This window comes from Cellulomonas algicola (assembly GCF_003851725.1).
GTDB classification, from domain to species: domain Bacteria; phylum Actinomycetota; class Actinomycetes; order Actinomycetales; family Cellulomonadaceae; genus Cellulomonas; species Cellulomonas algicola.
The window spans coordinates 1-8679 of record NZ_BHYL01000308.1 but is presented as its reverse complement, the minus strand read 5'-3'; the positions used below and the strand labels follow the sequence as shown (position 1 = coordinate 8679).

The window sequence follows — 8679 nt, the reverse complement described above, 5'->3', positions numbered from 1 at the left end:
CCCCCCGCCCCCCACGGGTGTGGGTCAGTTGCCGCCCGGCTCGAGCGTCACCTCGGCGGCCTGGAAGTCGGCGCCGTCGACGTCGACGCCCTCGGCGCGCAGCTCCTCGAGCGCCTTGTCGACGTACTCGTTGGTGTAGGCGTCGGCGCTCGGCTCGGCCGTGATGACCGTCGCGCCCTGGTCGTTCTTGGTGTTCAGAGCGATGTCGACGGTCCGCTCCCAGGCCGACTCGTCGATGATCCCGATGCCGCCCGGCGACGGCCAGACGAGCTTGTTGACCTCGTTGACCTGCCACAGCTGGTGGCTCGCGCCGAGCTGCGAGCCCGCGGCCACGACGAGGTCACGCGCCTCCTCCGGGTTGTCGCGGACCCAGATCCAGCCCTCGAGGCTCGCCTTGAGGAACTTAACCGTCGTCTCCTCGTACTCCGCGTCGGACGCGAGGCGCTCGGAGTTCGCCCAGATCGCGTCCTGGAGCATCGCGGTGCCCTCGTCGTTCCAGTCGACGACCGTGAAGTCCTCGGGCTGGTAGAGCTCGCCGGTCGCGGGGTTCACGGCCTCGAGCACCTGGGCGTACTCGTTGTACGTCATGGCCTGGGCGGCGTCGATCTCGCCGGACAGCAGCGCGTTCATGTCGAACTGCTGCTGCACGAGGGTCACGTCGGTCGCGGGGTCGAGGCCCGCCTCCGTCATGCCGGCGAAGAGCTCGAACTCGTTGCCGAAGCCCCAGTTGCCGACCTTCTTGCCCGTGAGGTCGGCGGCCGAAGAGATGCCCGAGTCGGCGAACGCGACCTGGAGCGTGCCGGACCGCTGGAAGATCTGCGCGACGTCGGTGATGCCTGCGCCCTGCTCGCGCGACGCGAGCGCCTTCGGCACCCACGCGATCGCGTAGTCGACCGACCCGTCGGCGAGCACCGACTGCGGGACGATGTCGACGCCGCCCTCGACGATCTCGACGTCGAGGCCCTCGTCCTCGTAGAAGCCCTGCTCGACGGCGGCGATGTAGCCGGCGAACTGGGCCTGGGTGAACCACTGCAGCTGGAGCGTGACGGGGGTGAGCCCGTCGGAGTCGCCCGACGCCTCGGGCTCGGGGTCGCCGCTGCCGTTGCTGCACGCCGACAGCACGAGCGCGGTGGCGACGCCGACGGCCGTCGCGGTCCACGCGGAACGCCTGGTGGGGGTCATCTCGGGTCCTTCCTGGGGGGCGGCACTGGCGGGGCGCGCTCGCCGGAGGGGGCGAGTCGCGGTCGACCGCACCTGGCGTCGTCGGCAGGCGGGACGGGTGGGCGGCGTCAGGTCCCGTCGGGGACCGCGCCGTTCCGGCGGGCGACGGCACGTTCGAGCGCGGCCGTCGCGAGGTAGAGGACGAGGCCCAGCAGGATCGCGCCGAGCACGAACGCCCACGCCCGCGCGTACGCGCTGTTCGCGGCGGCGGCGGTGATGCGCGACCCGAGCCCGTTCTGCAGCCCGCCGAAGTACTCGGCGACGACGGCCGCGATGACACCCGTCGACGACGCGATCCGCAGCCCGGTGAACAGGTACGGCAGCGCGCCCGGCACAGTCACCGTGCGCGTGACCTGCCACGGCGACGCCGCGTAGGCCCGCATGAGGTCGCGGTGCACGGGCTGCACCTGCCGCAGCCCGCGCAGCGTGTTGACGAACACCGGGGCGAAGACCACGACGGCCACGACGAGCCGGCGCGGGGTCGTCGACGTCGTGCCGAACAGCGTGTTGAGCGCGGGGGCGAGCGCGACGATCGGCATGACCGACAGCGCGGCGGCCGTCGGCGACATGAGGCCGTCGACGATGCGGCTGCGCGCGGCGACGACCGCGGCGAGCACCGCCGTGACGGCACCGGCCACGAGCCCGACCAGCACGTTCGCCCCCGTCGCGAGCGCCGCCGACCACACGAGCGGCACGACCTGGCGCAGCTGCTCGACGATCGCGGTCGGGCTGGGCAGCAGGTACGGCGGCAGGTCGGCGGCGACGACGACGACCTGCCACGTGACGAGCGCGAGCACGCCGACCAGGACGGGTGCGACCCACCGGCTGACCCGGGCGGCGCTCACCGGACGTCCACCCCGCGCGTCGGGACGTCCGCACCGTGACCGCCGTGCAGCGCCTCCCGGACCGCGGTGACCGCCGCGAAGAACGCCGCGTCCTCCCGCAGGTCGTCGGTGCGCTCGTCGGCGCGCGCGAGGTCGACGGGCACGACCTGGGCGATCCGACCCGGCCGCGGCGACATGACGACGACGCGCTGGGACAGGAACACGGCCTCGGGGATCGAGTGCGTGACGAACACGACGGCCGCCCCGGACTCGGCGCACAGCCGCACGAGCTCGGTCTGCATGCGTTCGCGCGTCATCTCGTCGAGCGCGCCGAACGGCTCGTCCATGAGGAGCAGGCTCGGGCTCTCCGCGAGCGACCGGGCGATCGCGACGCGCTGCTGCATGCCGCCCGAGAGCTGGTGCGGGAAGTGGCCGGCGAACTCGGTGAGCCCGACGAGCGCGAGCAGCTCGGCGGCACGCGCGGCGCGCTCCCGACGGCCGACGCCGTGCAGCTCGAGCGGCAGCTCGACGTTGGCGGCGACGCTCCGCCACGGCAGGAGCCCGGCCTGCTGGAACGCGATCCCGTAGTCCTGGGCCTCCCGAGCGACCCGAGGTGGACGGCCGAACACCGCGATCTCCCCCGACGTCGGCTGGTCCAGGTCGGCGACGAGCCGCAGCAGCGTCGACTTGCCGCACCCCGACGGGCCGATGAGCGAGACGAACTCGCCCGCGGCGACGCTCAGGTGGATGTCGTCGAGCGCGGTGACGGTGCCGGCGCGCGTGGCGAACACCTTGGAGACGCCGCGCACGTCGACGGCGGTGGCGGGACCGGCGGGTGCGACCGGTAGGGACGTGGCGCCGGGCGCGGCGTCGGGCGGGGTGCCCGTCGCCTCGGTGGCGGTGGTGACGTCGCTCATGAGACCTCCGCGTGGCGGTAGCGGCCCAGGCCGAGCCCGAGCAGGGTGACGAGTCCGGCGGCGACGAGGCCGAGCACCGCGGCGACGAGGATGGCCGCCCACGGCTTGGCGGGGTCGCCGCTCGCGGCCTGGGCGTAGGCGATGACGAGGCGCCCGATGCCGCCCTTGGTGCCGGTGGACACCTCGGCGACGATCGCGCCGACGACGGCGGTGGCCGCGGCGAGCCGCAGCGCGGGCAGCAGGTACGGGACGGACGCGGGCAGCCGCAGGGAGACGAGGGTCCGCCCCCACGACGCGGCCTGCGCCCGGAACAGCTCGACCTGCGCCGTCGTGGGCGACTGCAGGCCGCGCAGCATCCCCACCGCGACGGGGAAGAACGCGAGGTAGGACGCGATGAGCGCGACCGACATCCACTTCTGCCACTCGAGCGCGCCCAGGTGGATGCGCCCGCCCCATCCGACGACGAGCGGCGCGAGCGCGACGAGCGGCACGGTCTGCGACAGCACGACCCACGGCAGCAGCGCGGACTCGGCGAGCCGCGAGCGCTGCATGACGACGGCCACGAGCGCCCCGCCGACGACGCCCAGGACCCACCCGGCGGCGGCGACGCGGAGGGTGAACCAGCACGCCTGGAGCATCGCGACGAGCACGGTCGGCGCGCCCGTCGCGGACGTCTCGGGCTTGCTGATCCGCGCGACGACGTCCCACACGTGCGGCATCGCGACGTCGTCGGTCCGCGGGAGCACGCTCGCCTCGCCGACGTGCCACCCGGTGTCGGGGACGACGGCCTTGACGACCTCCCACAGCACCACGAGCAGCACGAGCGCCGCGGCCCCCCAGAGCGCCGACCGGGCGGCGCGCCGGCCTGTCGTCATGCGGTCGCCACGACGGTGTCGACGAGCGCGGGGATGACCCGCTCGCCGTAGAGCCGCATGGTCTCCTCCTTGTTGTCGTGCTGGAGGTAGGCGGCGAACTGGGTGACGCCGAGGTCGCGCAGCGCCTCGAGCTTCTCGACGTGCTCGCGCGGGCTGCCGAGCAGGCAGAACCGTTCGACGATCTCGTCGGGGACGAAGGACGTGTGCGAGTTCCCGGCGCGGCCGTGCTCGTTGTAGTCGTAGCCCTCGCGCGCCTTGATGTAGTCGGTGAGGGCCTTCGGCACGGTGCTGTCGCTGCCGTAGCGGGCGACGATGTCGGCGACGTGGTTGCCGACCATGCCGCCGAACCAGCGGCACTGCTCGCGCATGTGCGCGCGGGCGGCCGGGGAGTCACCGTCGCCGACGTACGCAGGGGCGGCGACGCAGAACTGGATCGCGTCGGGATCGCGCCCGGCGGCCTCGGCGGCGTCGCGGACGACCTTGATCGTCCAGGCGGCGATGTCGGGGTCGGCGAGCTGGAGGATGAACCCGTCGCCGACCTCGCCCGTGAGCTTGAGCGCGAGCGGCCCGTAGGCGGCGACCCACACGTCGAGCGCGGAGCCCTTGGCCCACGGGAACCGGACGGTCCGGCCGTTGACCTCGACGGCACGGTCGTTCGCGAGCTCGCGGATCACGTGGATCGACTCTCGCAGCGTCGCGAGGTTCGACGGCCGCCCGTTGAGCGTGCGGACCGCGGAGTCGCCGCGGCCGATGCCGCACACGGTCCGGTTGCCGAACATCTCGTTGAGCGTCGCGAACAGCGAGGCCGTGACGGTCCAGTCCCGCGTCGCGGGGTTGGTCACCATCGGTCCGACGACCACCTTGCGCGTCGCGGCGAGGATCGCGGAGTACACGACGAACGGCTCCTGCCACAGCAGGTGCGAGTCGAACGTCCACACGTAGTCGAAGCCGTGCGTCTCGGCCTGGCGGGCGAGCTCGACGGTCCGCCAGGCGGGCGGGTTGGTCTGCAGGACGACACCGAAGTCCACGGGCGGTCCTCCTTCCGGGGCGTGGGGACGCGGGTCAGACGAGGTGGGGACGGAGGTCAGACGAGGTACTGCGAGAGGTCGCGCCTGAGGTAGCGCCCGTGGCCGGCCCGGCCGTGGTACCCGGCGTCGTCGACGACGACCGTCCCGCGGGACAGGACGACGTCGACGTGCCCGTCGACCTCGAAGCCCTCCCACGCGGAGTGGTCCATGTGCATGTGGTGCGTCCGGCCCTCGCCGACCCCGATGGACGTGTGGCCCGCGGGGTCGTAGACCACGACGTCCGCGTCGGCCCCGGGCGCGATGACGCCCTTGCGGCCGTACAGCCCGAACATCCGCGCGGGTGTCGTCGACGTGAGCTCGACCCAGCGCTCGAGGGTGATCTGACCGGTCACGACGCCCTGGTACATGAGGTCCATGCGGTGCTCGACGGACCCGATGCCGTTCGGGATCGCGCGGAAGTCGGCGAGCCCGAGCTCCTTCTGGCCCTTCATGCAGAACGGGCAGTGGTCGGTCGACACCATCTGCAGGTCGTTGGTGCGCAGCGCCTGCCACATGTGGTCCTGGTGCCCCTCGGCGCGCGAGCGCAGCGGCGTCGAGCACACCCACTTGGCGCCCTCGAAGCCCGGCGCGCCGAGCTGCTCCTCGAGCGACAGGTAGAGGTACTGCGGGCACGTCTCGCCGAACACGTTCTTGCCGTTGTCGCGGGCCCAGGCGAGCTGCTGGACGGCCTGCTTGGCGCTCACGTGCACGACGTAGAGGGGCGCGTTCGTGAGGTCGGCGAGCATGATCGCGCGGTGCGTCGCCTCCTCCTCGAGCTGCCAGGCGCGGGCGATCCCGTGGAAGTACGGGTCCGCCTTCCCCTGCTCGACGAGCTGCGCCGCGAGGACGTCGATCGCGGGACCGTTCTCGGCGTGCATCATCGTGAGCAGCCCCAGGTCGGCGGCCTTCTGCATGGCCCGGACGATCTGCGCGTCGTCGGCGTAGAACACGCCGGGGTACGCCATGAAGAGCTTGTAGCTCGTGACGCCCTCGGCGACGAGCCCCTCCATGGCCTTGAGGCTGTCGTCGTCGACGCCGCCGACGATCTGGTGGAACGCGTAGTCGACCGCGCACTGCCCGGCCGCCTTGTCGTGCCAGGCGGCGAGCCCGTCCATGACGCGCTCCCCCGCGCGCTGCACCGCGAAGTCGACGATCGTCGTCGTGCCGCCCCACGCCGCGGCGCGGGTGCCGGTCTCGAACGTGTCCGACGCCGCGGTGCCGCCGAACGGCAGCTCCATGTGGGTGTGCGCGTCGACGCCGCCCGGGATGACGTACTTGCCGGTCGCGTCGATCACGCGGTCGACGTGCGCCGCGAGGTCGAAGCCGAGCAGCGTCGAGCCGGGCGCGAGCACCGCGGCGATGGTCTCGCCGTCGACGAGCACGTCGGCCGGGGTGCGGCCCGTCGCGCTGACGACGGTCCCGCCGGTGATCAGGGTCTTCACTCGGACGTCCTCTCCGCTGGGTGCCGGGTCAGGGGGCGACGATCGCGCCGTAGGCGTCGGGCCGGCGGTCGCGGAAGAACTGCCAGCGCTCGCGGACCTGGCGGATCTGGTCGAGGTCGAGGTCGCGGATCAACAGCTGGTCCTCGGTGCTCGACCCGACCTCGCCGACGTAGTTGCCGTCGGGGCCGACCGCGTACGACGAGCCGTAGAACGCGACCGCCTCGTCGCCGTACTCGTTGTCCTCGAGCCCGACGCGGTTGTTCGCGACGACGAAGTAGCCGTTCGCGACCGCGGCCGCGGGCTGCTCGATCTCCCACAGCTTGTTCGAGATGCCCGGCGCGGTGGCGTTGGGGTTGAAGACGATCTCGGCGCCGTTCAGCGCGAGCACGCGCCAGCCCTCGGGGAAGTGCCGGTCGTAGCAGATGTTGACGCCGATCTTCCCGACGGCCGTCTCGAACACGGGGTACCCGAGGTTGCCGGGCCGGAAGTAGAACTTCTCCCAGAACTTCGGCAGGTGCGGGATGTGGTGCTTGCGGTACTTGCCGAGGTAGGTGCCGTCCGCGTCGATCACCGCCGCCGTGTTGTAGAGCACGCCGGGCTGGTCCTCCTCGTAGACCGGCAGCACGATCACGATGCCGAGCTCGGCCGCGAGCGCCGCGAACCGCTCGGTCGTCGGGCCCGGGACGGACTCCGCGTAGTCGTAGTAGGCGGTGTCCTGCGTGATGCCGAAGTACGGCCCGTAGAACAGCTCCTGGAAGCAGATCACCTGCGCACCGGCCGACGCGGCCTCGCGCGTCCACGCCTCGTGCAGCGCGATCATCGACTCCTTGTCGCCGGTCCAGGTGGCCTGGGTGAATGCGACGCGTACGACGGTCATGGGGTCCTCCGGTCCTCGGGCGGCCGGCGGCGGGTCCCGGCCGCGGTGCCGCGGTCCCACGTCGTGCGACGGGACCTGCCTGCCGGGCCGGGCCCCGTCGCCTGGAATGTGACTGTCGGCGTTGAACATTTCTGCGGCGTTACCCTCCGTTTCCGCCGCGCGAACAACGGCGGGCCGCGTGTAAACACCTGCGACCGGCGTCCGGTTCGTCCCGTGCTTCGCCGGGTCGACGTCGTGGCCCCGGGCATGCTGCGGCCATGGACCTGGCCGCCCACGTCGACGACCGGTCGCCGCGCGGCATCGCGGCCGCGGTGGCGCGGCTCGTGCACGGCGGGGAGCTCGTCCCCGGCGACCGGCTGCCGACCGTGCGGGCGCTGGCCGTCGACCTGGGCGTGAGCCCCGCGACGGTGAGCGGTGCGTTCCAGGCGCTCGCGACCGTCGGGCTCGTCGCGTCGCGCGGGCGCGCGGGCACGTTCGTCCTCCCGCCGCCCGCGGCCTGGCTCCCCCCGCGCTACCGCGACCTGGCCGAGGGAGCACCGGCCCGGCTCGACCTGTCGACCGGCACGCCCGATCCCGACCTGCTCCCGCCGCTCGGCCCGGCGCTCGCGCGCGTCGCGGCCCGGACGCCGGCCGCCGAGGCCGGCACCTACCTGTCGGCACCGCTCGTGCCCGAGCTCGAGTCGCTCCTGCGCGAGTCGTGGCCCTTCGTGCCGCAGCGGCTCACCGTCGTCGACGGCGCGGTCGACGCGATCAGCCGCACGCTCGAGCAGGTCGCGTCGTTCGGCGACCGCGTCGCCGTCGAGGACCCCGGCTTCCCGCCGCTGTTCGACCTGCTCGACCAGCTCGGACTCCAGCGCGTGCCCGTCGCGCTCGACCGCAACGGCATGCGCCCCGACTCCCTGGCCCGTGCGCTGGCGGCCGGTGCGGGCGTCGTCGTCCTGCAGCCGCGCGCGCAGAACCCGACGGGCGTCTCGCTCACCCCGACCCGGGCCCGCGAGCTCGCCGCCGTCGTCCGACGCGTGCCCGCAGCCACCGCCGTGACCGTGATCGAGGACGACCACTGCGGGCAGATCTCCTCCGCGCGCGACGTCTCGCTCGGCACCTGGCTGCCCGACGCGACCGTGCACGTCCGCTCGTACTCGAAGTCGCACGGCCCCGACCTGCGCCTCGCGGCCGTCGGCGGGCCTGCCCGCGTGCTCGACGCGCTCGTCGCGCGCCGCATGCTCGGCCCCGGCTGGACCAGCCGCCTGCTGCAGCACGTGCTCGTCGACCTGCTGACCGACCCCGCCGCGATCGACGCGGTCGCGCACGCCCGCCGCGTCTACTTCGCGCGACGCCGGGCGCTCACGACCGCGCTCGCGGCGCTCGACGTGCACGTCGACGGCGGCGACGGGATCAACCTGTGGCTGCCCGTGCACGACGAGCGCACCGCGCTGCTGCGGCTCGAGGCCGCGGG

8 protein-coding genes are annotated in these 8679 nt (G+C 73.2%); 1 reads left to right on the top strand and 7 read right to left on the bottom strand.

What is annotated here, in order from left to right:
- Positions 1 to 24 precede the first annotated feature (24 nt).
- The 7 genes from CTKZ_RS17235 to CTKZ_RS17205 all read right to left on the bottom strand — a co-directional run bounded on the left by CTKZ_RS17235 (position 25) and on the right by CTKZ_RS17205 (position 7223).
- Positions 25 to 1182 (bottom strand): ABC transporter substrate-binding protein, encoded by a 1158-nt coding sequence (locus tag CTKZ_RS17235; RefSeq protein WP_124344098.1) that lies wholly within the window; start codon positions 1180 to 1182, stop codon positions 25 to 27.
- A gap of 107 nt (positions 1183 to 1289) precedes the next feature.
- Entirely contained in the window at positions 1290 to 2066 is a 777-nt protein-coding gene (locus CTKZ_RS17230; RefSeq protein WP_124344097.1) for an ABC transporter permease, read from the bottom strand.
- Positions 2063 to 2962, bottom strand: coding sequence for an ABC transporter ATP-binding protein (locus CTKZ_RS17225; protein WP_124344096.1), 900 nt, complete (start codon positions 2960 to 2962; stop codon positions 2063 to 2065). The genes CTKZ_RS17230 and CTKZ_RS17225 overlap by 4 nt, the downstream gene beginning before the upstream one ends.
- Positions 2959 to 3837 carry an ABC transporter permease gene (locus CTKZ_RS17220; protein WP_124344095.1) on the bottom strand — a complete coding sequence of 293 codons (879 nt, stop codon included), beginning with the start codon at positions 3835 to 3837 and terminating at the stop codon, positions 2959 to 2961. The genes CTKZ_RS17225 and CTKZ_RS17220 overlap by 4 nt, the downstream gene beginning before the upstream one ends.
- Positions 3834 to 4865, bottom strand: coding sequence for a TIGR03842 family LLM class F420-dependent oxidoreductase (locus CTKZ_RS17215; protein WP_124344094.1), 1032 nt, complete (start codon positions 4863 to 4865; stop codon positions 3834 to 3836). Before CTKZ_RS17215 ends, CTKZ_RS17220 begins: the two co-directional genes overlap by 4 nt.
- A 56-nt stretch (positions 4866 to 4921) precedes the next feature.
- On the bottom strand, positions 4922 to 6346 hold the full coding sequence (gene hydA, locus CTKZ_RS17210) for a dihydropyrimidinase (RefSeq protein ID WP_124344093.1): 1425 nt from the start codon (positions 6344 to 6346) through the stop codon (positions 4922 to 4924).
- A gap of 28 nt (positions 6347 to 6374) precedes the next feature.
- Positions 6375 to 7223 (bottom strand): nitrilase-related carbon-nitrogen hydrolase, encoded by an 849-nt coding sequence (locus CTKZ_RS17205; RefSeq protein WP_124344092.1) that lies wholly within the window; start codon positions 7221 to 7223, stop codon positions 6375 to 6377.
- A 257-nt stretch (positions 7224 to 7480) separates the two neighbouring features.
- Between CTKZ_RS17205 and CTKZ_RS17200 the strand changes: the two genes are divergently transcribed.
- A partial coding sequence (locus CTKZ_RS17200) for an aminotransferase class I/II-fold pyridoxal phosphate-dependent enzyme (RefSeq protein ID WP_124344091.1) occupies positions 7481 to 8679 on the top strand: 1199 nt, incomplete at its 3' end.

Excerpts from the sequence above, each read along its gene's own strand:
- CTKZ_RS17235 (WP_124344098.1), bottom strand. The coding sequence starts at position 1,182 with ATGACCCCCACCAGGCGTTCCGCGTGGACCGCGACGGCCGTCGGCGTC.
- CTKZ_RS17225 (WP_124344096.1), bottom strand. The coding sequence starts at position 2,962 with ATGAGCGACGTCACCACCGCCACCGAGGCGACGGGCACCCCGCCCGAC.
- CTKZ_RS17220 (WP_124344095.1), bottom strand. The coding sequence starts at position 3,837 with ATGACGACAGGCCGGCGCGCCGCCCGGTCGGCGCTCTGGGGGGCCGCG.
- CTKZ_RS17205 (WP_124344092.1), bottom strand. The coding sequence starts at position 7,223 with ATGACCGTCGTACGCGTCGCATTCACCCAGGCCACCTGGACCGGCGAC.